We start from the raw sequence: 20487 nt of genomic DNA on the forward strand, positions 1-20487 counted from the left end.
TAATTAATTTTAAACTACACATACGGGTTTTTAGTTTTTACGTAAATGAATCTAATAGGAACGCCCGGCATGTCAAAAGCCTCACGCATATTGTTTACTAAATACCTAGTATAGCTATCGGTAATTTTTTCTGGATTATTGGAGAATAGTTTGAAAGTAGGGGGGCGGGTTTTTGTTTGAGTCATATATTTTACACGCACTCTTCTGCCTCCTTTTTGTAAAGGCAGCAGATGTGCTTCCGTAGTAAAATTAAGCCATTCATTTAATTTGCTAGTAGTTATTTTCTTATTCCAAATTTTATAAATTTTAAGACAAGCATCTAGCACTTGTTCAATATTTTGTTTATTTATTGCTGAAATGAATAGAACGGGGATACCTTTAACTTGAGGCAGATGAGTATTTATCTGATAATAAAATTCTTCCTGAAATGCTTCTTTTTCGGATTCTTTAACTAAATCCCATTTATTCACTACTATAACTATACTTCTTCCTTCATTTACCACATAGCTTGCAATATTTAAATCTTGTTGTTTTAAAGGAGCTAAAGCATCAATCATTAAGATTACGGTATTAGCAAATTTAATACTGTTAATAGTATCCGATGCCGATAATTTTTCTAAAGACTCTGTAATAGTAGATTTCTTGCGGAGTCCTGCCGTATCAATCAATTTAATATGATTATTTTTATATTGCCAATCAATTTCAATTGATTCACGAGTAATGCCGGCTTCAGGACCGGTTAATAATCTTTCATCATTAATAAGAGCGTTTATAAAAGTAGATTTTCCGGCGTTAGGTCTGCCACTAACTACTATTTGCAAACAATCTCCTTTAATTGGATCGGCTATATTTGTCTTGATTGATTCTTCTTCAGGTAACTTGGCAATAATTTCGTCATATAAATCAATTAAGCCTGTGCCATGCTCGGCAGAGATAGCTATCATACTATCAAACCCTAATTTGTAGTACTCTTTATCAAAATCAAAAGCTTTCTCGCATTTATTAACTACCAATATAGCAGGCTTATTATATTTTCTAACAAAACTACTAAGTAGCTTATCATCAGGTAATATTCCGCTTCTACCGTCAACCATAAAGCAAATTAAATCTGCCTCTAAAATTGCTTTAGTAGTCTGCTCAATTAACCTCTCTCCCATACTATTAGGATGCTCGTCAAGTCCTGGGGTATCAATTAACAAAAATTCAAAAGAGCCGATTTTGCCGTCTGTATATTTTCTATCTCTAGTGACGCCTGGCAAATCGTGAACGATAGCTTTTTTACGTATGCTTAATCTATTGAAAAGCGTTGATTTGCCTACATTCGGACGGCCAACTAAAGTAATGATTTGCTTAGTCATTATTTAATATATTATTATGGTTAAGAGAACTAATAATGCCCCGATAAAACCTACTATATTTGCTATTATAATAGGTGTATTTTTTATTAATATGCCGTATATAAGCCAACTACAAAGAGCAATAGCACTTATAGTAAAGGCGGGCATAGAAACAGAAGCCGAAGATTGGCAGGTGAAAATCTTATGAGCCTGTACATAGAACATAAAATTGCCGATTGTACCGACAATCGTCATATATTTTTCGTAAAATGTCATGAATTTTAGAGACATATATTTATTTTTAAAAAGTGGTCTATGTCATTCCTGCGTAGGCGGGAATCCATTAAAATCATATAAAAACTTGTTTTTATATGGTTATTTTATCAAATTATGTAACTCCTATATCCAATATTAAAGCTATTTTTTTGGACTCCCGCCTACGCGGGAATGACATACGGCATCCTAAGATAGCAAAATTCCACATTGACTATCCCTTAAAACTCGCAATTACCGGTATATGATCTGAAGGTTTTTCTTGAGCCCTTAAATTATAATCCATATAGCAATTTTCTAAATAGTCAATAGTATTATTACAACCAAGAATCATATCAATCCTCATACCTTTATTTTGTTCAAAACATCCGGCTCTATAATCCCACCATGAAAATTCTTGTTTACTCGGATGCATTAATCTGTATAAATCCTCAAATCCGGAATTTAGAATAGTGCGTAATTTTTTTTGTTCAACCTCAGTAAAACAAGTAGTTTCAGCCAGTAGCTTAGGTGAATATACGTCTATATCGAACGGTGCAATATTGAAATCACCGCCTATGATAGTTTTTTCGTCAAAAGATTTTTTAGTTGATAGATAATTGATAAAATTATCATAAAATGCTAGTTTTGCTACAAATTTATCGCTACCGACAAATGAACCGTTAGGAGCATAGAGCGAGATTATATTACAAAACCCTATAGGTAATGATAATTTTATTTCTAAGAATCTTGCTTGATCACTGCAGTAATTATTCGGAAAATCCTTAATTATTTCATCGGCAGGAAATTTTGAAATTATAGCAACGCCGTTATATGATTTTTGTCCGTGAACATAAGAATTATAAGGTAGATCGGATAATGCATCAAAAGGAAATTTTGCGGTTTCGCATTTTATTTCTTGCAATAATAAAATATCCGGATTTTCTTTAGATAAAAAATTACGCAATAAATTAAGTCTTGTTTTTATGGAATTAATATTCCAAGTAGCTATCTTCATGTTTGTTTTGCTATATCTTCTAATTTTGTATTACGGAATCGCCACTCAAGAAAACCAAAATGATAAACTAAGAGACTAGTAATAAATGCTCTGGCAATTACTATACTCATTGAATATTTTATTGTATGATAATTTGGATTACCACTGTACATATCTAATAATATGCTAAAAGCTATACCCCATAAATACAGTGATTGCAATACTAACTCCTCTTGGTGTCCTCTTAATTGAATTTTCTTTTATAATAAAATTTCGTAATATTGTATCGCAATTAGCTGTAATGAAAGCAAAAAACGGTCTCCAAAAACTTAGAGGCTCAATTTTGTGAATAATAACCATTGCAACTCCTCTCAGTAGTATAAGTAGCTCCTGCTGTCATGTCGGCATTGCCGCTTTGAATATCTAACTTGATACCAGCTATCTTGATTGTACTCAATATTGATACCTATTTTTGCAGCAATAGCGTTCATTAATTCTATATCCATACCGGAAACGGTAGTATGACCGTTTGAAGCAGCAATTAAGTATTGATAAGGCTCATTTACATACCATGCATTTATCAAAGTTTTTTTATCAGCTTGTCCCTTCGCATTCTAAAATTGCTTGTTGTTCGTTCGTGCCTATGCTTAAAGCATACAAATTTTTAGAAATGAGAAGTATAAAAACCAAAGCCTTTAAGCACGAACTACTTTAATTTCACCGTCAGAAAATTTAATATTAAAAATTTTTTCATTCGCAGCAGTAATTTTAGAAGATAAAAAATTACCCGTTTCTCCTTTAACTATAGCAAAGCCTCGTTTTAATACGTTGTGATAATCAAGGCTTGCAAGTAACGTACTATTTAATTCTAATTTATACTCAAAGTTTTTCAAAGTATTATTTGCCGATTTTGATAGATAAGCTGTTTGATGTGTTAATTCTAATGTTTTGTAATTGATTATTTTAGCAGGGTTAACTCTTTCTTTAGAAAAAGATTTTATCTTTGTTTCTTGTAGTTCAATAAAGCACGGTAAAGCATCTAGTAAATTAAAACCGGTTTCGTCCAGTAACTGCTGCCTATTATTTATATAGTGAGAGAGATATCTGTGTATTTTATTGTAATTTACTATATTTTGTTCGTGATATTTAATTAACCGGCTAGTATTATTCAATAATATTTTTTCATAAGATTGTAGCGTATTATTTAAAATAGAGCGTACCGGTACAGCAAATTCTGCGGCAGCAGTCGGTGTTGGAGCTCTTTTATCGGCTGCTAAATCTATTAAAGTATAATCCACTTCATGACCTACTGCGGAAATAATAGGAATTTTTGAGTTATAAGCAGCACGTACTAATATCTCATCGTTAAATGACCAAAGATCTTCTATAGAACCGCCACCTCTAGCAACGATTATAACACGTGGTTTATTTACCTCTTCTAAATTGTTAAATCCTTCAATTGCTTCAGCAATTTCATTGCCAGAATTTTCGCCTTGTACGCTAACCGGCCATATTATTATCCGAGTCGGAAAACGTTCGCGAATACGATGAATAATATCTTTAATAACAGCACCGGTTATTGAAGTGATAACGCCTATTTTATCAGGTAAAAAGGGTATAGGAATACGTATTTTATTAAATAAGCCTTCTTTCTCGAGCCTTGCTTTACGCTCATTTAGAATTTGCAGCATAGCTCCAAGTCCTGTGGGTTGCAAATTATCTACCGATAATTGATAACGTGAATTACCTGCATAACTTGAGAGTTTACCGCTAATTACTACTTCCATGCCGTCATTTAAAGGAAATTTGATTTTAGCAAGAATAGGACGCCAGCAAGTACAGGCTAAAATGGCGGTATTTTCTTTTAAGTTAAAATAAGCATGACCTGAGTTTGCTATTTTTAAGCCTGAAATTTCGCCTTTTACCTTAATATAGCCAAAATTATTTTCTAATAGCTCTTTGATTTTATTAGAAATCTCACTAACTGAAAACTCTTTGGTTGCTTGATGCGCAATGAAATTGTCTAGCATTTTATTAGTACTTGGTTTTTTGCGCTGAGGGTAACACATTATTCGTCATTACGAGGAGAAACTATAAGTTTTGACGAAGCAATCTCAGGAGTTTATCCTACTTCATGAGATGGCCACGTCGATGCTATGCATCTCCTCGCAATGATGATTATCATCTCCATAGAATAACCTTGTACTACAAAAGAGCAAGCAAAATTTTTTATTATTTGATATATTGCTAATAGCTTGCTATTATTTTTTACTATTAAAATATATTTATTAATATAAATGCTACTGCGAATAATATGTTTGCTTATTATCATAATATTTTCTTTGGTAAGTTTTGCCGCTCTTTCTAAGAATGGTCAAAATATTAAAATAAGCAATATTATAGCTGACTTTGTAGAGTATAATGAAAATCAGGATTTGATATATGCTAAAGGTAATATAAGAATTATCACGGATGAGTATTTATTAACAGCAGATAATTTACTTTATGATATAGCACACGATATTTTAAGGGCAGAAGGTAATATCCGAATTAAGGATAAACAAAATCGGATAATAGAGGGAGACAAAGCGGTTTTAAAAGATGAATTTAAGAAAGGTATCATATCGGAATTTATTTTGCTTTCCGGTGATAATAATCTTTTAATTGCTAAACTTGCCGAAAGAATAGATGAAAATAATCTTAAGCTGCATCATGCCAAGTTTACCCCTTGTGATGTTGCTTGTAATAGAAATCCTATTTGGCAAATTGCTGCTAAGGATACTTATATTCATTCCGCAGAGCATAGAGTAGTTTATAAAAACGTGTTTTTTGAAGTGTACGGTGTACCGATTTGTTACTTACCGTATTTTTTCCATCCGACTCATACGGCCCCTGCAACTTCTGGATTATTGGTACCTGACGTCAAAAATAAAGGGTTTGGCATCCCCCTATATCTACGTGCAAAACCTAATATCGATTTTACTCTCACTCCAAGAATTTTTAGTAAATATCAAACTTATGAGCTAGAAGCACGTTATCGCCTGAATGATACCGATAATATGAATTTTCAAGTTAGTTACGGTAAATTACCTTATTTTCTAGAAAAAGATGGAAGTGTAGTGAAAAATAAAAAAGTTTCTTCTTATCATTATACAGCAAGCGGTAATTTTATTAGTACCGATAAAGTTTATGATTACGGTTTCAGGGTGGAGCGTACATCGGATAAAGCTTATTTAAAAAATTATTATAATAACTACGCTTCATATTTAACTTCTAAAATATTCTTAAATAAAATTCATGAGGCTAATTATTTTTCGGCGGAAGGATTAAGTTTTCAAGACTTAGGTAGTAATGATCGTAAATATACCGATCCTCTAGTATTACCAAAAATCAATACAAAAAACGTGATAAATTTGAATGATAATGACAACAGCCATATCGTTGTTGAAAATAATACGTTAATGTACAAAGAAAGAATAGGAAAACAAGTTGCTAGAACCTCTTTGCAACTATCCTTTATGCATAATGTGCTGACTGCTTCAGGACAAATTTTTGATTTTGCTGCTAAAGATAGAGGCGATTTTTATCTTGTTAGGCGGGCTTATGTAGATAAGCCGAGAGAAAGTAAAGCATTTCAAAGGAATATACCGGAATTGCAAACTTTATGGCGTTATCCGTTAGTAGGCAATATAACAAAAACGATAAATTTACTTATTGAGCCGGTAGTTTCTTTTACGATGGGACGTAAACTATCTAAGAAAGATAAAAATTTTGTTATAATTGATCCTGCTAAATATGAATTATCCGAAAAAAATATCTTTTTATCCAACCGTTATAGTGGTATTGATTGCCATGATTTCGGTAATAGATTAAGTTACGGCTTAAATACTAGTATTGCTAAAGAAGAAAATTATTTAAAATTATTTTTAGGACACTCCCGTAATACAAGATATAGTATAAATTTGCCAGCTGCTGATAAGGAAAATGTAGGGCAGATACTAGGTAATCTTTCTAATAATTTAGAAGTGTTTTATAGCTTTCGGAAAGATAGATATTTCAGACCTATTAGGGATGAAGTGGGAGGAAATTTTAACTATGATAAGATTAACTTTCTAGGTAGTTTTATTCAGCTTACCAATCTTAACAAAGATTATTCCGTAGAAAGTATAAAGGTTTCAAATAATAGAGTACGACAATTTTATGGAGACATAAATTATCAGCTAGCGGAAAATTGGACTATAGGCTTTGGTGCACGAATTGATCTCTCTAGATGGTCTCCAAATTTACTTACGCGAACTATTAGGATGACATATGCTAAAGATTGTGTTAGAATTACTGCAAAGATTTATTCCGATTATCTAGCCGATGGAAGTAGAGGAATCAAAAAGACTACCTCTTCGCCGACTATTTCTATCGGTTTAAAAGTTTTAAACATGTGAGTATACTCGTTTTATTTGAAAAATTGGCTATGTCGTCTTATAAGTTCTGCGGTGCTCACGTACTAAATGTACGCTCCGCTCCTTGACTTATAGACTCCTTGCTCTTTTCCAAATAAAACTTTGTCTACTTACTGGTCACTTATTCAGAGTATCACATGAGAAAATTATTATTAATCATTACCGTTTTTTTTACTTTTAATGTAGCACAAGCATCATTACCGAATATAGTAGCATCCGTAAATGATGAACCTATTACTCTTAATGAGTTTCGTGCTAGAAAAAAAATGATTATGGCACTAAATAATGTTGAAAGTCTAACTCCTGCTCAAGATAAGCAGCTAAGTGACTTAGCACTTAAGAGCTTAATTGACGAATCTTTGCTTTTTCAATATGCAGGAGATAGAGAAATTCCGCAAGAAGAGATAGAGAACGCTATTAAGTCTATTGAAGATCGTAATAAAATGCCTCACGGTTCTCTTCTTCAGTATCTAAAAAGCAGATCGGTTAATCCTGATAGTTTTATTTCCCAAATTAAATCCGAGTTGATTAAAATGAATATTTTATCAAGTCTATCAAGATCGGTACAAGTAAGTAATAAAGAAATAGATGTTGCAATTTTATCTAGCGATCAAAAAGACGTAGAAATTTCAATGCAAGTATTTACATCTAAAGATGGTGGCAATAAAGCGTTTACGCAGATGAATAATTTGAAAAATCGACTAAAAAAATGTGCGGATGTTAAAAAATCGCTTTATGATAATTTTGCTACTATGCAAATTATTACCGATAAGCTTAGCAAGATAGAAGGTGTAAAACAAACTATTGTAAAGGACTTAACTCCTGATAAAGCAAGTAATGTTTTTGAAGTAAATAACAAATTTGAAATAACATTAGTGTGCAGCAAAAAAATATTAAATGTTAATGAAGATGAAAATAATTATGTAGTAAATTTCCTAACCAATAAAAAGATTTCGCAAAAAGCACAAAAAATGTTTGAAAATATGCGTAAGAAAGCAGCTATAAAAATAATGCTGCCGTCTTAGTGTGTGTTATTCTATGTCATTCCCGCGTAGGCGGGAATTCAGACAAATAACCTTGATTATTAATACAGAATTATATTTGATAAAAACAAACATATAAAAACAAGTTTTTATATGTTTTACTGGATTCCCGCTTTCACGGGAATGACATACCCTATGCTCCCTTCAATTGCAAAACACGCAGCTTTACATCAAGTTAATCCTCTTAAAAAGCACGGACAAAATTTTATTTTTGACAGTAGTCTATGTGATAAAATCGTACGTGCAAGTAACCTGGCAGAAAATAGCCGAGTATTAGAAATAGGGCCCGGCACAGGAGGGTTAACTAGGTCAATATTGCAGAAAAATCCTGAATCCTTAACTGTTATAGAAACAGATGAGCGATGCCTCCCGCTCCTTAATGAGATTAAAGAATATTATCCTAATCTAAATATTATTAAACAAGATGCTCTTAAAATAAATTTAACCGATTTAAGCTGTGATATAGTCAATTCAGTTGGATTTGCATACAAGAAGCGAGAAGCGAAGCCTATAACTAATAGGAGAGCGAACGATATAGGCGAGTCTAAATCAATTGACTATAAAGTAACTATAATCTCTAATTTACCGTACCATATAGGTACTGAGTTAGTGATTAGATGGCTGAAAGAAGCACGGCTAATTACTAGTATGACGCTAATGTTACAAAAGGAAGTAGTAGAACGTATTTGTGCTATACCCTCAACTAAAGCATATGGCAGGTTATCGGTAATATGTCAGTTAATAGCTAAAGTGGAAAAGTGCTTTGACGTAGCGCCAACTGCTTTCTATCCACCTCCTAAAGTATATTCTGCGATAGTTAAACTAATACCTTTAGAAAATTCGCCGTCTATTGCTCTGATAAATAAAGTTGAGCAAATAACAAAGCTTGCTTTTGCAGGACGACGGAAAATGATCAAATCATCACTGAAAAATCTTGTACCTAATATACATGAAGTATTAACTCAGTTGAAAATCAATGATAATTATCGCGCTGAAAATCTTGCCCCTCAAGATTATTTGAGAATTGCTGAAATATTATAGCTTGCATCATTCAGCTTTATCTAACTTTTTTGCTTCTGCTTCTTGCTGTAGTTTATATTCTGCTGCTTTTTCGTCTATATAGTTAAAAAAGAAATAACAGAAAGTTAAAAAACTAGTCAAAACTATGCATTTTGAACTTTTAATTTCTTTTCTTCCTCTTCATCAATATAAGACTCAGAGGTTAAAATTTCTTCTTTATATTTTAACTCTTTAAAATTAGCTTATATATTAATGATAGAGTTTAATTATCATGTGAGAGAAGTAATTTATAGGGGGGAATAAGTTAATAATTATATATTTAATAAATCTATCTTACTCAAAAATACGGCTTTTTCTATTTACTAGGTAAATACAATTTAGTTCTTGAGTCTTATAATAAAGCAATTGAACTTGATCCTACAAATTCTAAAGCACAATATAATAAACAACATTTATTAAAGCGTATGTGTTATTAAGTAAAAAACGCTGCAAAGCTTTTACTTATTGCCTTTTCAATCTATTCTGTTTGCTAGATTTCTTTAGTCTAAAATAAGCGAAGCAGTGATGCTATTCGCTTATTGTAATTTGCTTGATTTCGACAATTGTCTTATACAAATGTTCAGCTAAAGTAAACATATTAAACAGCATTGGCTTGGTGGTTAGTGTTTTGTGGCAATCTCTAAATCAGTTTCACTCATAATATCTAGTTGTGATGTGAATTAATACATTAGGGTCACAGCTACGCATTAATTTTGGTTATCGCTACAGGTTTCCTTGATATCAACAGCCTCAAGTGCCTATAAGATATTTAAAAGTTCCAGCGTGAGCGAAAAAAGATGTTGAGTACATTTAATATTTGGGAACTTAATATTGAAACCTGAAAAGCTTGATTTTATGCTACGTTCGCTGTTTGATACATGGGTGAATTTGCCTAAAAATGGCGAATGGTACCCGCGGCCGGACTTGAACCGGCAAGAGCTTACGCTCCACGGATTTTAAGTCCGTTATGTCTACCATTCCATCACGCGGGCAGCTGTGGATATTAAGGTTGCATTTGCTAAGTGGACAGATTAATAAAAAAAATACGAAAAAGCAAGTACTTTTATCGTTAATATATTAGTCTAATATGAAAAAGTTATTAAACACATTTAAAATCGTTAGTTTACTCATTAATTTAAATTAGATAATTAACTTAAATAGTGACAAAATAGTAATAATATGATAGATTAGTTTCAGGAAGTAATACTTTCTCGTGCATGTTATTGACATGTTTATTGACAAATGCCGCAAGGTAAGGTAGTTTTGCATAATGAATTTTTATCGGCTCTTATATTTAAGTAAGGCTTAAAGTAAAATTTAAGTTTTAGTTATTATAAGTGTGTGTTAAGTTCAAATAAGTAATTTCTATCTAATAAAGGTTTTTATGGCTACAAATATAGTAGGTAAAGTTAAGTGGTATAATTCTACAAAGAATTTTGGATTTATTGAACAGGACAATGGCGGCAAAGATGTGTTTGTACACAAATCAGCCGTAGACGCAGCAGGTTTACATAGCCTTGAAGAAGGACAAGATGTAATTTTTGATCTTGAAGAAAAGCAAGGAAAAGCCTATGCTGTTAACCTCAGAATTAAATAAATTTATAATACCAAAAGCAGCTATCCAAAATTGTTTATAATTTAGGGTAGCCTAGTCATCTTTATCAAAATAGTAAATATTTTGTTTTTGTCTTATAATAACCTATATAATTTTAAGTATAATAAATTATTTTTACTAAAGGGCATGAAAATGCCCTAAATCTAATAATATTATTCTGGCTTGAATAAGATTCTAAAATAGTTTCATTATTCATTATCGTTTTATATATTTTAGTGGGTGTTTTGTAATCTAGCTTAAGCATATTTTTTGATTCAGGATAATTATATAAGTCGTTATTTTAATTTACTATAACTTATTTTTTATACAATAGACCTCTTGCATCACTTATCTTATAAAGGGAATAAGAACTTCTACTCTACGCAGCGTACATAGTTAAGTATGTAAGGATGAGAGAGCAGTGTCGATGTCTCATATATCTTTAAGAAATGAGTTATGTTAAGAGGTCTAATCAATAATGTGCATATTTTGATTTAAAACTATATTGGATTATATAATGAAAAATTTTAATTTATCTGAAGAATTAATTATTGCTCTCGAGACAATGAATATAACTGAGCCGACTGAAATACAAAAGCAATCGATTCCGGTTGCAATGGCGGGATCGGACATACTCGCTTCTAGCCAAACAGGTTCAGGCAAAACTCTTGCTTATTTATTGCCGTTAATTGATTCATTTATTAAAAATAAAACTACTGCTTTAATTCTTGTTCCGACTAGAGAATTAGCAACGCAAATACACAGTACTTTAAATAAAGTAACTACATCCTATAAAATTAATAGTGCAGTTTTGATAGGCGGTGAACCGATGCCTAAACAATTTATGCAATTAAAAAAGAATCCAAAAGTGATTATCGGTACGCCGGGGCGTATTATCGATCACTTAAATAGGGGAAGTCTAAAAATTGATCGTATAGGCATAACCGTACTTGACGAAATGGATAGAATGCTTGATATGGGGATGAAAGAACAATTAGAAGAAATCAATAAATTTTTACCGGAAAAAAGACAAGTTTTAATGTTTTCCGCTACTATGCCAAAACATATTATTGCTGTTTCTCAAAAATATCTAAACAATCCGGTACGTATTACGGTAGGTGCTACTAATAAAGCAGCTGCAGAAATAAAACAGGAATCAATGCATGTTTCTGATAAAGAAAAATTTAGTGCATTAACTAAACAACTTGGTAATAGGGAAGGATCGGTCATTATTTTTGTGAAGACTAAACGTTCTGCCGATCAATTAGCTAAAATGTTGAAATATGAAAATCATACCGCAGAAGCTATACACGGTGATTTAAGTCAGCGTCAACGTGAAAGAGTAATTTTATCATTTCGTAAGTCAAACCATAGAATAATGGTAGCAACTGATGTAGCGGCTCGTGGGCTTGATATTCCTCATACACAGCATGTTATTAATTATGATTTACCTATGTGTCCTGAAGATTATTTACATAGGATAGGTAGAACGGGTAGAGCAGGGGCTACCGGACATGCGTTGTCTTTTATTTCCCCTGATGATGTTATTAGATGGCGTGCAATCGATCGTTTAGTAAATAAAGGAGAATCTACGCCACGTAGTGAGTTTAGAAGTGATAAAAATAATCGTAAAAGATCATTCGGTAAAAGAGCCGGCGGTGACGGTAAAAAGTTTAATGCTTTTGATAGTAGCCGTAAAAGAACCTTTGATGGTAACAGCTACGGTAATAAAAGAAAGAAAGTATCGTAGTTTAGATTTACGTCATTTATATCATTGCGAGGAAATTACGTAAGTAATTGACGAAGCAATCTCAAGAGTTTATTATTATTTCATGAGATTGTCACGTAGCCTTATGGCTGCTCGCAATGACAATTAGATATCCATGCGGGCGATGATGCCTTTGCAGGAATGACAACCGTATATTTTAAAGGAGGATAAATTCATAAGTTTAAATTTTTCACGATTTCAATATATATCTAATATTTTCTTTATATTAATAATTTCTTTTCCTGGAGGTTTAATTTATTTACTTACCGGTTCAACTCTTTCTTTTTGGCTTCGAGAATCCGGTTTTGATAAAATCACTATCGGGCTTTTTAGTTTAGTGAATTTTATTCATATATTTAAATTTTTATGGGGTCCTTTGCTTGAAAAAGTAAGTTTTGCTCCTTTAAGTAAGTGGGGATATAAATATTGTTTAATTATTGCTTTGGTTAGTTGTATTTTTTGTGTATATGTTCTAACAAATTTTAACCCTAACACTCATTTTATACCATTTGCTTTATGCTTAGTAGCTGTGGCATTTTTTTTGTCCATTTATAATATGTTACTTCAATCATCACAGATGTTACTGATTACAAATAAAAATTGGGGCATAAGTGAGGCAGCTTGTACTACAGGCTTTAGAATAGGTATACTTATAGCAGGTTCAGGAGCGTTATATTTATCTACTATCATATCCTGGCAAGATGTTTATCGTGCTATGGCAATTTTATGTATACCGTCATTACTATTAATTATAATCTATCCGCTTAAATTTAAAGATAAGATAATTATTAATGATTTTGATAGATTTTGGCATGCTTTTTATGATTTTGTCAAGAAACCTAAATGTCTAATAATTGTTAGTGTTATGTTTCTATATCGTCTTCAAGATAATTTTCTGTCAATTATGCCGAATATGTTTTATCTCGATATTGGGTATACGAAGAAAGATTTAGCTCTTGGATATAAAGCTTTCGGTATGTGTGCTACAATCCTTGGAGGTTTTATAGGTGGGTTTTTGTGCCGAAAATATGAATATTCTTATTTGCTTAAAAGAGTATTAATATATCATGCTTTATCTAGCCTATCTTTTTTATTTCTCTATTTTTATAATCGAGATATTACAAGTTTGTATATAGCGGTCTTCTTTCAAGAATTTACCAAGGGCTTAACTATGTCGCCGTTTTTTTCTTACCAATTAAGATGCTGTAGTGCTAAATATTGTATAACCCAAATTGCTTTAATTACTTCTATTGCTTATATTAGTACCATATTGTTTGGTAGTATTTCAGGCTATGCAGCTACTTATTTAGGCTGGACTTATTTCTTTATTGTAGCAGGATTTTGTTTTATACCGGCTTATATATTAATTAGATATTTGCCGCCTTATGTTATTTCTAGCTAAAGTGGGAATCTAGCAAAATATTTATAATTGTCATTGCGAGGAGGTGTTGTTGTGTGGATCAATTTTACCTCTGTCATCCCGTGGCTTGACACCGAGTGCTTTACCGGTCCCTGCAACAATGCCTTGCGAGGAGCGTAGCGACGTGGCAATCTCTCTTAAATTGCATGAGATTGTTTCGTCGGCATAAATGCCTTCTCGCAATGACGTGGATAGGTAGTATTGGATTCCTGCTGCCGCAGGAATGACATAATTGTGAGCGCCATGTAAAAATGCCTAAATACAAATATATTGTAAAAGTAGTACTATCAATTTATAATAATCAACAAATTTATTAGTGTGCTTTAATTATGTTTATTCAAACTGAAGATACTCCAAATCCGGATGCAATAACATTTTTCCCAGGGCAGGAAATAAGTAGTGATCAGCCGGTATTTTTTAGTGAGCTTGCTGAAGTAAAAGGAAGAAGCAAACTTGCAGAATCATTATTTTATATTAATAATGTAAAATCGGTGTTTTTCGGTAGTGATTTTATAACAGTAACTAAGCAAGCTGAAGGTAATTGGCAAGTTATAAAGCCTGAAATTTTAATGGTTATTATGGATCATTTTGTTTCAGGCTTTCCTGTATTTGAAGAAAACACCAAAGCAGATAATGTAAATCATAACCTTGATGGGCTTTCGGAAATAGAGAAGCAAATCGTAGAGATTATTGAAACTAGGGTGCGTCCATCTGTTGCACAAGACGGCGGCGACATAATATATAAAGGCTTTGAAAACGGTGTAGTTAAATTAGCACTTCGTGGTGCATGCCTTGGATGTCCTAGTTCCACCATCACCTTAAAAAACGGCATTGAGTCCATGCTTAAACATTTTGTACCGGAAGTGCAAGAAGTTGAAGCTGTAGAGGAAGATTTTGAGTAATTTAGTATGCTAACTGTGTTAGTCTTCGTCATTGCAAGAAGAAACTGCAAGTTTCGACTAAGCAATCTAGTAAAAATTTCTGATTTACAGAATTTTTGATTATTTTTTCTGGTTCTTCCTTTGCAGAATTGATTGTATCATTTTGATGCCAAATAACGTAATGTAGTTCAACATCTTTTGGAGCATATACTACGATAGGTAGTTTGCTATTATATCTTCAAAATGTTTCATCACCTAAAAATACACTAACCGTTTGTATGGTTGCTTTTACGTTTGGGCATGCCATCATTGTACTAGCAGGGTGATCGCTAACTTGATCGATTATATAATAATTATATCCCCATCCTTCTAAAGTTTTTGTTTCCAGCTTACCACCAAACCAAACACGATTACAATCTTGCATTGCATTTTTTGTTGCTTGCAATTCTACTTTTAGCTTTTCTTCATTGGACTCTGTAGGTAAATGAATTACATAACACTTTTGATTTTCAAGTGGTGTAGGATAGGGTGCAATATCTTTTAACTGCTTATCGGTATCGGCTAATAAATCAGTATTTAAAAAACATGATAAAATAGTATAATTTTATTTGGCATATGATTATTTTTTTAATTAGAATCCATTATCTCGCCTAGAGGAGTTATATAAGAAGCATTTATTTTACCATTGGCTATAATATCAGTACTAAAGCCTTCACTATAGTCAACATCACCATTTTCGTTTATTTTTGTACTTAAAAATAATATAGAATTTTCAAATTTATTTTCTTTTAATATAGGCTGATTATTTAAACTAAAAACTTTCATGGTAAGCCTTTCATTATTAGGTAATCTAAAATATATTTCTGATCCGTTATTGGATTCACAAAAATTACATTTATTATAAGCACCTAATAATAATAAATTATTTAATATATCTATGGTAACTTGTTCTTCAAGGTTTATAATCTTAGGAAATAATATGTAATTATTGTGATTATTTTGTATATTTGAAATAAGAATACTTTGAGAGTTATATTGTTGTTTTTCCAAATATATTTTTGCAAAATTATTTTGTTTTAATTCTGTAAAGGTTAGTTCAGCCTTATATTTTTGTTTGTCACTAGAAAAGTTAGGTAGTGTTTCTATTAAATGAAAATCAAGGGAGGTTGCGCTAAATCTTGTATTCAGCATATTATTTTGATTTAATTCGGTAAAATCTAATGCGGCATAGTATGTTGCTCCGTCAATGTCTAAACTATATACAGGCTTATCTTCCAATATCTCTTCAAATAAATCTTCCCATAGCTCGTGTAACTCTTGTAAAAAATTTTGAACATGTTCTTTAGTTTTACAAACATCAATTTGATTTGCAAAGCTTTTTGCTATCAAAAACTTTAAATCTTTTTGATCCGATAAAGATAAATCATGAATGTGACATTTAAATGTTTTATCTACATAATTTATTAGTGATGCAGTATCTGCAGGAAAATTTTTAGTTATTTCTAATAATTCTTTTTTTATGCTGTTCTGAAATTATATTCATTTTCTAATCTAATCCCGTTTCTTTCTTAAAAAAGCCGGTATGTCATGAATATCAGACTCTTTATTATCTTGATCTAGAGTACTAACAACAACGTTTTTGCGTTCTAAAGTTTGATTATTTGAAGCACGCAGAGAACCCCATATTTTTCCTAAAAATGATGGTTTGGGTGAGTCATCTTCAGATTTGTTGAAAGTATTGGCATGTAACCCTAGCTCTTTTTCATTTCCGATAAAATTTTGATTTATTGGAGAGTCGGTAATTTCAATATTTTCGGTACTGTAGCTGTTAAAATCAGGCATTTCTTCTATTTGTGTAGGTTGTGCTATAGCTTTATTATAAGTTTCCTCAGGAACTATATTGGTAGTTTCAGCTATTGCGGGTTTATATGTCGGTACTTTATCGGCATCAATACCGGTAGCAACAACTGATACTCTGATCATTCCTTTTAATTCCGGATTAAATGTTGAACCGAAAATAATATTAGCATCAAGGTTGTCTACTTCTTCTCTAATTCTATTAGCAGCGTTGTCAACTTCAAATAAGGTCATGTCGGAACCGCCGGTAATATTGATTAATACACCTCTTGCACCGCACATTGAGCTATGATCTAGCAGTGGATTTGCAATTGCAGATTCTGCCGCTTTAATAGCTCTATCTTCGCCACTAGCTTCACCTGTACCCATCATTGCTTTACCCATTTCACTCATTACTGCTTTAATATCGGCAAAATCAAGATTAATAAGTCCCGGCATAATCATTAAATCCGTTACTCCTCTAACGCCTGCATGTAATACGTCATCTGCCATTTTGAAAGCATCGGCAAACGTCGTTTGTTCATTAGCAATACGGAATAGATTTTGGTTCGGTATTACAATTAAAGTATCAACGAATTGCTGTAATTCAATAAGTCCTTTATCGGCAGTTTTCATACGATGACCGCCTTCAAAATGGAAAGGTTTAGTTACTACCCCAACCGTAAGGATGCCTAGTTCTTTAGCAATGCGTGCAATAACCGGTGCAGAACCGGTACCTGTACCACCGCCCATACCTGCCGTAATAAATACCATATTGCTATTTTCTAGGTAATTACGAATTTCGCTTTCTGATTCTTGAGCAGCAAGTGCTCCAACCTCAGGAGAAGCTCCTGCCCCAAGACCTCTAGTCGTAGAAACACCGAGTTGTATTTTGTTAGTGCATAAAGAATGTTCAAGCGATTGTGCATCAGTATTAGCTACTACAAAATTAGCACCTTGCAGATTAGCACTAATCATATTATTTACTGCATTACTACCTGCACCCCCAACGCCAAAAACTGTAATGGTTGGTTTTAATACTATATTTTCAGGAGCTTTGATATTTAAAACCATGATACTCTTTTATTTTATATAATTAATGTTTAAGTATAATAAAAGATTTAGAAATTTCCATAAACTTTTTATGAAAAATATGGATTATTGTATTATAAAATAGTGGGATGCCGTTATTATGACATGCTTTGATTAATGCTTTATCGTTAGTGGCCATAGGAAGTACTTCATGCATGGCAGTTAATAAATAAGTTGTATCATATGTAGTAAGATTGTTGGCTCTTGCAGTTTAATTTCATGTATGGAAAAATTTAAATTTGATATATTAAGGGGGAGAGAGTTTAAAAAATCTATAACTTTAATAACCTCTACTGATTTTATTCTAGCACGTTTTTCTGCTATTAATATTACATTAGTTACTTCAAGTCTCCAAAGAGGCGGTACTATCACTCTAAACTTATAACAATAATCTAATGTAAAATCTGAATATTTATCACGTTCATCATAAAAGAACCATGAGACAGTTATGGAGCAATCGGCTATAAACGGTTTAGAATTCACCATTGTCTACCTTCATCTCTAAGCTCTTTAAAGTATAAGGAGCTCTAATGTTTTGCCTTTGCGGAATTCTCTTATTTGCTCTACTATATTATCCATTTTAGGTTTTTGAGTTATAATTTTTGCAACCGGCGTATTGTATTATGCTTACAAATGGTAATTTGCTCTCCGTCTTGTACACGCTGTATTAGATCAGAAAAATGAGTTTTTGCTTCGAGTAGGTTAATTTGATTAGATAAATTTTGTTTCACATAGGTAATATAATAATAGACTAATTTAATATTATCCTATTTATAAGATTTTATACAGTAATATTAATAGTTTAAATTAATATCTTTGTATAAAACCTAAGATTGACTAACCATTTTTTCAGGTACTACTATTTTATCAAATTTTGCTTCCGATAGAAGATTGAGTTTTTTAGCTGCTTCTTTTAAAGTGATCCCGTGCTTATGTGCTTCTTTAGCAATTTTTGCAGCATTATCATAGCCTATATGCGGATTAAGAGCTGTAACAAGCATTAGAGATTTATCACGTAAATCATTAATGCGTGCTATATTGGGTTCTAATCCTTTAACACAGTGAGTAACAAAGCTATTTACGCTATCGGATAACAGCTCTATAGATTGTAGGATATTGTATATTATTACGGGTTTAAATACGTTAAGTTCAAGATGTCCGTTTGAGCCGGCAATAGTAACCGTAACATGATTCCCCATCACCTGACTGCACACCATTGTTAAAGCTTCGACTTGTGTAGGGTTTACTTTACCGGGCATAATAGAAGAACCAGGTTCATTTTCAGGTAAATGTAGCTCACCAAGACCGCATCTTGGACCGGAGCCGAGCAGTCTTATATCATTTGCTATTTTCATTAAGCTAACTGCTATAGTATTAAGAGTTCCTGAAAATTCTACTAGTGCGTCGTGAGCAGCTAGACTTTCAAATTTATTAGGAGCCGTCTTAAAGGGTTGGTTAGTAAACTCTGCCACTTTCTCGGCAAATTTTATATCAAAGCCTATTTTTGAGTTAATACCTGTACCGACTGCTGTGCCTCCTTGGGCAAGTAGATAAACTTTTTCTAGTGCATTTTCTATGCGTTCTAAAGCATACTCTATTTGTGTAATATATCCGGAGAATTCCTGTTTAAGAGTTAAAGGAGTTGCATCCTGCAAGTGGGTACGTCCTATTTTTATGATTTTGTCCCAATCTTTTGACTTATCCTGCAAAGAGGTGAGTATATTATTCAAAGCTGGTATCAGTTGCTGTTTAGTTGCAAGTACGGTTGCTATATGCATAGCGGTTGGAAAAGAGTCGTTGGATGATTGTCCTTTATTAACATGATCGTTAGGATGTACCGGAGATTTGCCGCCTTTCTTGCCTGTTAATTCTTCGTTGGCAATAGAGGCAATAACCTCGTTCATATTCATGTTTGTTTGCGTTCCTGAACCTGTTTGCCAAACTACTAAAGGAAAATTATCCTCAAATTCGCCTTCTAAGATTCTATCCGTGGCTTTATCTATACTTATAGCGATTTTAGCTTCTAAATCACCAAACTCATGATTAACCTGTGCTGCACATTTTTTTAAAATAGCAAGAGCACGAATTAAAATTTCAGGCATTTTTTGCTTGCCTATTTTAAAATTTTCTAAAGATCTTTGAGTTTGAGCCCCCCAATAAAATTTTTCTTCTATTTGAATTTCTCCAAAAGAATCACTTTCGGTTCTGTAATTTTTCATAAATTGTTAAATGTTATATAATTATCTATTTTTTTCATAAAATGATCACTTACTGCATTCAAGTCTAATTGCTGGGCTAATTTAGCAAAGCTATAATATAATTTGTCTGTTAAAGAAGCTTTTTTTAGATTCTTAGCAATAAATATTAATGTGCTTTCTATCATAAGATTACGATTAAAACTATAAAATTTTTGCCAATGTTCGTTATATTTAGGTTCGGAAGATGTTATATAATCGGAATATATAGGTTTAGTAATTACTGTTTTACCTTGATATATATCAAATATAATATCATTAATTAATCTTTCATTCTTGAGGTTATTGATCACTTTATCAAAAAAATTGTTTAATATAGCTGTTGTTATCTCTTGTTCTGTAAGTGCATTTATAAATATGTCTAATTGTTTTTCAAAACTCTCGATAATTTGTTCATTTGGTTCCCTTTGCATTACTTTTCTCTCAAATTAATTGATATAATAAAAGTTTATGACTTTAATTTTAGTAGACTAAATATTTATATCGAAGTAAATAA

The 20487-nt window shown here is 32.2% G+C and carries 20 protein-coding genes, 1 tRNA gene and 2 pseudogenes; 8 read left to right on the forward strand and 15 right to left on the reverse strand.

The features are described from left to right. Nucleotides 1–14: 14 nt before the first annotated feature. The 7 genes from der to RSIB_RS10510 all read right to left on the reverse strand — a co-directional run bounded on the left by der (nt 15) and on the right by RSIB_RS10510 (nt 4918). Complete coding sequence (gene der / locus RSIB_RS01295; RefSeq protein WP_004997751.1) at nt 15–1358, reverse strand: ribosome biogenesis GTPase Der; 1344 nt, start codon at nt 1356–1358, stop codon at nt 15–17. 3 nt (nt 1359–1361) lie between these two features. Next, entirely contained in the window at nt 1362–1628 is a 267-nt protein-coding gene (locus tag RSIB_RS09445; protein ID WP_016728309.1) for a SemiSWEET family sugar transporter, read from the reverse strand. A 196-nt stretch (nt 1629–1824) separates the two neighbouring features. After that, entirely contained in the window at nt 1825–2607 is a 783-nt protein-coding gene (xth, locus tag RSIB_RS01290) for an exodeoxyribonuclease III (RefSeq protein WP_004997752.1), read from the reverse strand. Then, the gene (locus tag RSIB_RS08785) at nt 2604–2807 is read right to left on the reverse strand and encodes a hypothetical protein (protein WP_014410961.1); all 204 of its coding nucleotides are present in this window, start codon (nt 2805–2807) and stop codon (nt 2604–2606) included. Before RSIB_RS08785 ends, xth begins: the two co-directional genes overlap by 4 nt. Nucleotides 2808–2957: 150 nt before the next feature. Then, nucleotides 2958–3170, reverse strand: coding sequence for a hypothetical protein (locus tag RSIB_RS06425; RefSeq protein ID WP_032850884.1), 213 nt, complete (start codon nt 3168–3170; stop codon nt 2958–2960). A gap of 111 nt (nt 3171–3281) precedes the next feature. Further along, nucleotides 3282–4616, reverse strand: a complete 1335-nt coding sequence (gene xseA / locus RSIB_RS01285; protein WP_014273705.1) for an exodeoxyribonuclease VII large subunit — start codon at nt 4614–4616, stop codon at nt 3282–3284. Between the two features lie 92 nt (nt 4617–4708). Continuing rightward, nucleotides 4709–4918: a hypothetical protein gene (locus RSIB_RS10510; RefSeq protein ID WP_014273704.1), complete on the reverse strand. Its 210-nt coding sequence runs from the start codon at nt 4916–4918 to the stop codon at nt 4709–4711. Here RSIB_RS10510 and RSIB_RS01280 point away from each other — a divergent pair. From RSIB_RS01280 to RSIB_RS08790, 4 genes are all read left to right on the forward strand, one after another. Then, entirely contained in the window at nt 4884–7025 is a 2142-nt protein-coding gene (locus tag RSIB_RS01280) for an LPS-assembly protein LptD (protein WP_032850886.1), read from the forward strand. The two genes, RSIB_RS10510 and RSIB_RS01280, sit on opposite strands and share 35 nt — an antisense overlap. 155 nt (nt 7026–7180) lie before the next feature. Continuing rightward, nucleotides 7181–8068, forward strand: coding sequence for a SurA N-terminal domain-containing protein (locus tag RSIB_RS01275; RefSeq protein ID WP_004997756.1), 888 nt, complete (start codon nt 7181–7183; stop codon nt 8066–8068). Nucleotides 8069–8221: 153 nt separating this feature from the next. Further along, the gene (rsmA, locus tag RSIB_RS01270) at nt 8222–9127 is read left to right on the forward strand and encodes a 16S rRNA (adenine(1518)-N(6)/adenine(1519)-N(6))-dimethyltransferase RsmA (protein ID WP_004997757.1); all 906 of its coding nucleotides are present in this window, start codon (nt 8222–8224) and stop codon (nt 9125–9127) included. Nucleotides 9128–9432: 305 nt separating this feature from the next. Next, nucleotides 9433–9582 carry a tetratricopeptide repeat protein gene (locus RSIB_RS08790; RefSeq protein WP_146610389.1) on the forward strand — a complete coding sequence of 50 codons (150 nt, stop codon included), beginning with the start codon at nt 9433–9435 and terminating at the stop codon, nt 9580–9582. 469 nt (nt 9583–10051) lie between these two features. Here the strand turns inward: RSIB_RS08790 and RSIB_RS06435 are convergent. Continuing rightward, nucleotides 10052–10137 (reverse strand) — tRNA-Leu (locus RSIB_RS06435). A 392-nt stretch (nt 10138–10529) separates the two neighbouring features. Here RSIB_RS06435 and RSIB_RS01265 point away from each other — a divergent pair. From RSIB_RS01265 to RSIB_RS01255, 4 genes are all read left to right on the forward strand, one after another. Continuing rightward, the gene (locus RSIB_RS01265) at nt 10530–10742 is read left to right on the forward strand and encodes a cold-shock protein (RefSeq protein WP_004997759.1); all 213 of its coding nucleotides are present in this window, start codon (nt 10530–10532) and stop codon (nt 10740–10742) included. Nucleotides 10743–11256: 514 nt separating this feature from the next. Further along, on the forward strand, nt 11257–12489 hold the full coding sequence (locus RSIB_RS01260) for a DEAD/DEAH box helicase (RefSeq protein WP_004997760.1): 1233 nt from the start codon (nt 11257–11259) through the stop codon (nt 12487–12489). A gap of 193 nt (nt 12490–12682) precedes the next feature. Beyond that, nucleotides 12683–13909: an MFS transporter gene (locus RSIB_RS06440; protein ID WP_081440489.1), complete on the forward strand. Its 1227-nt coding sequence runs from the start codon at nt 12683–12685 to the stop codon at nt 13907–13909. 347 nt (nt 13910–14256) lie between these two features. Beyond that, nucleotides 14257–14829 (forward strand): NifU family protein, encoded by a 573-nt coding sequence (locus RSIB_RS01255; protein WP_004997765.1) that lies wholly within the window; start codon nt 14257–14259, stop codon nt 14827–14829. A 28-nt stretch (nt 14830–14857) separates the two neighbouring features. Here the strand turns inward: RSIB_RS01255 and eco are convergent. The 7 genes and pseudogenes from eco to RSIB_RS01230 all read right to left on the reverse strand — a co-directional run bounded on the left by eco (nt 14858) and on the right by RSIB_RS01230 (nt 20404). After that, a pseudogene (eco, locus tag RSIB_RS08170) lies at nt 14858–15403 on the reverse strand (serine protease inhibitor ecotin). A gap of 32 nt (nt 15404–15435) precedes the next feature. Next, nucleotides 15436–15858, reverse strand: a complete 423-nt coding sequence (locus RSIB_RS10625) for a hypothetical protein (protein WP_026053115.1) — start codon at nt 15856–15858, stop codon at nt 15436–15438. Between the two features lie 501 nt (nt 15859–16359). Next, nucleotides 16360–17718, reverse strand: coding sequence for a cell division protein FtsZ (ftsZ, locus tag RSIB_RS01245; RefSeq protein WP_004997772.1), 1359 nt, complete (start codon nt 17716–17718; stop codon nt 16360–16362). 180 nt (nt 17719–17898) lie between these two features. After that, nucleotides 17899–18222 (reverse strand): type II toxin-antitoxin system VapC family toxin, encoded by a 324-nt coding sequence (locus RSIB_RS01240; RefSeq protein WP_004997775.1) that lies wholly within the window; start codon nt 18220–18222, stop codon nt 17899–17901. Beyond that, nucleotides 18216–18467, reverse strand: a pseudogene (locus RSIB_RS08185) (type II toxin-antitoxin system Phd/YefM family antitoxin). Before RSIB_RS08185 ends, RSIB_RS01240 begins: the two are co-directional and overlap by 7 nt. A 96-nt stretch (nt 18468–18563) precedes the next feature. Next, complete coding sequence (fumC, locus tag RSIB_RS01235; RefSeq protein WP_004997776.1) at nt 18564–19955, reverse strand: class II fumarate hydratase; 1392 nt, start codon at nt 19953–19955, stop codon at nt 18564–18566. Then, the gene (locus RSIB_RS01230) at nt 19952–20404 is read right to left on the reverse strand and encodes a hypothetical protein (RefSeq protein ID WP_004997777.1); all 453 of its coding nucleotides are present in this window, start codon (nt 20402–20404) and stop codon (nt 19952–19954) included. Before RSIB_RS01230 ends, fumC begins: the two co-directional genes overlap by 4 nt. Nucleotides 20405–20487: the final 83 nt, after the last annotated feature.

The sequence above is a fragment of the Rickettsia sibirica 246 genome (assembly GCF_000166935.1).
In the GTDB taxonomy this organism is placed as follows: Bacteria; Pseudomonadota; Alphaproteobacteria; order Rickettsiales; family Rickettsiaceae; genus Rickettsia; species Rickettsia rickettsii.

Bases quoted from the DNA above. Each gene is read 5' to 3' on its own strand.
- der (WP_004997751.1), bottom strand. From the start codon at position 1,358: ATGACTAAGCAAATCATTACTTTAGTTGGCCGTCCGAATGTAGGCAAA.
- RSIB_RS09445 (WP_016728309.1), bottom strand. From the start codon at position 1,628: ATGTCTCTAAAATTCATGACATTTTACGAAAAATATATGACGATTGTC.
- xth (WP_004997752.1), bottom strand. From the start codon at position 2,607: ATGAAGATAGCTACTTGGAATATTAATTCCATAAAAACAAGACTTAAT.
- xseA (WP_014273705.1), bottom strand. From the start codon at position 4,616: ATGCTAGACAATTTCATTGCGCATCAAGCAACCAAAGAGTTTTCAGTT.
- RSIB_RS01280 (WP_032850886.1), top strand. From the start codon at position 4,884: ATGCTACTGCGAATAATATGTTTGCTTATTATCATAATATTTTCTTTG.
- RSIB_RS10510 (WP_014273704.1), bottom strand. From the start codon at position 4,918: ATGATAATAAGCAAACATATTATTCGCAGTAGCATTTATATTAATAAA.
- RSIB_RS01275 (WP_004997756.1), top strand. From the start codon at position 7,181: ATGAGAAAATTATTATTAATCATTACCGTTTTTTTTACTTTTAATGTA.
- rsmA (WP_004997757.1), top strand. From the start codon at position 8,222: ATGCTCCCTTCAATTGCAAAACACGCAGCTTTACATCAAGTTAATCCT.
- RSIB_RS01265 (WP_004997759.1), top strand. From the start codon at position 10,530: ATGGCTACAAATATAGTAGGTAAAGTTAAGTGGTATAATTCTACAAAG.
- RSIB_RS01260 (WP_004997760.1), top strand. From the start codon at position 11,257: ATGAAAAATTTTAATTTATCTGAAGAATTAATTATTGCTCTCGAGACA.
- RSIB_RS01255 (WP_004997765.1), top strand. From the start codon at position 14,257: ATGTTTATTCAAACTGAAGATACTCCAAATCCGGATGCAATAACATTT.
- ftsZ (WP_004997772.1), bottom strand. From the start codon at position 17,718: ATGGTTTTAAATATCAAAGCTCCTGAAAATATAGTATTAAAACCAACC.
- RSIB_RS01240 (WP_004997775.1), bottom strand. From the start codon at position 18,222: ATGGTGAATTCTAAACCGTTTATAGCCGATTGCTCCATAACTGTCTCA.
- fumC (WP_004997776.1), bottom strand. From the start codon at position 19,955: ATGAAAAATTACAGAACCGAAAGTGATTCTTTTGGAGAAATTCAAATA.
- RSIB_RS01230 (WP_004997777.1), bottom strand. From the start codon at position 20,404: ATGCAAAGGGAACCAAATGAACAAATTATCGAGAGTTTTGAAAAACAA.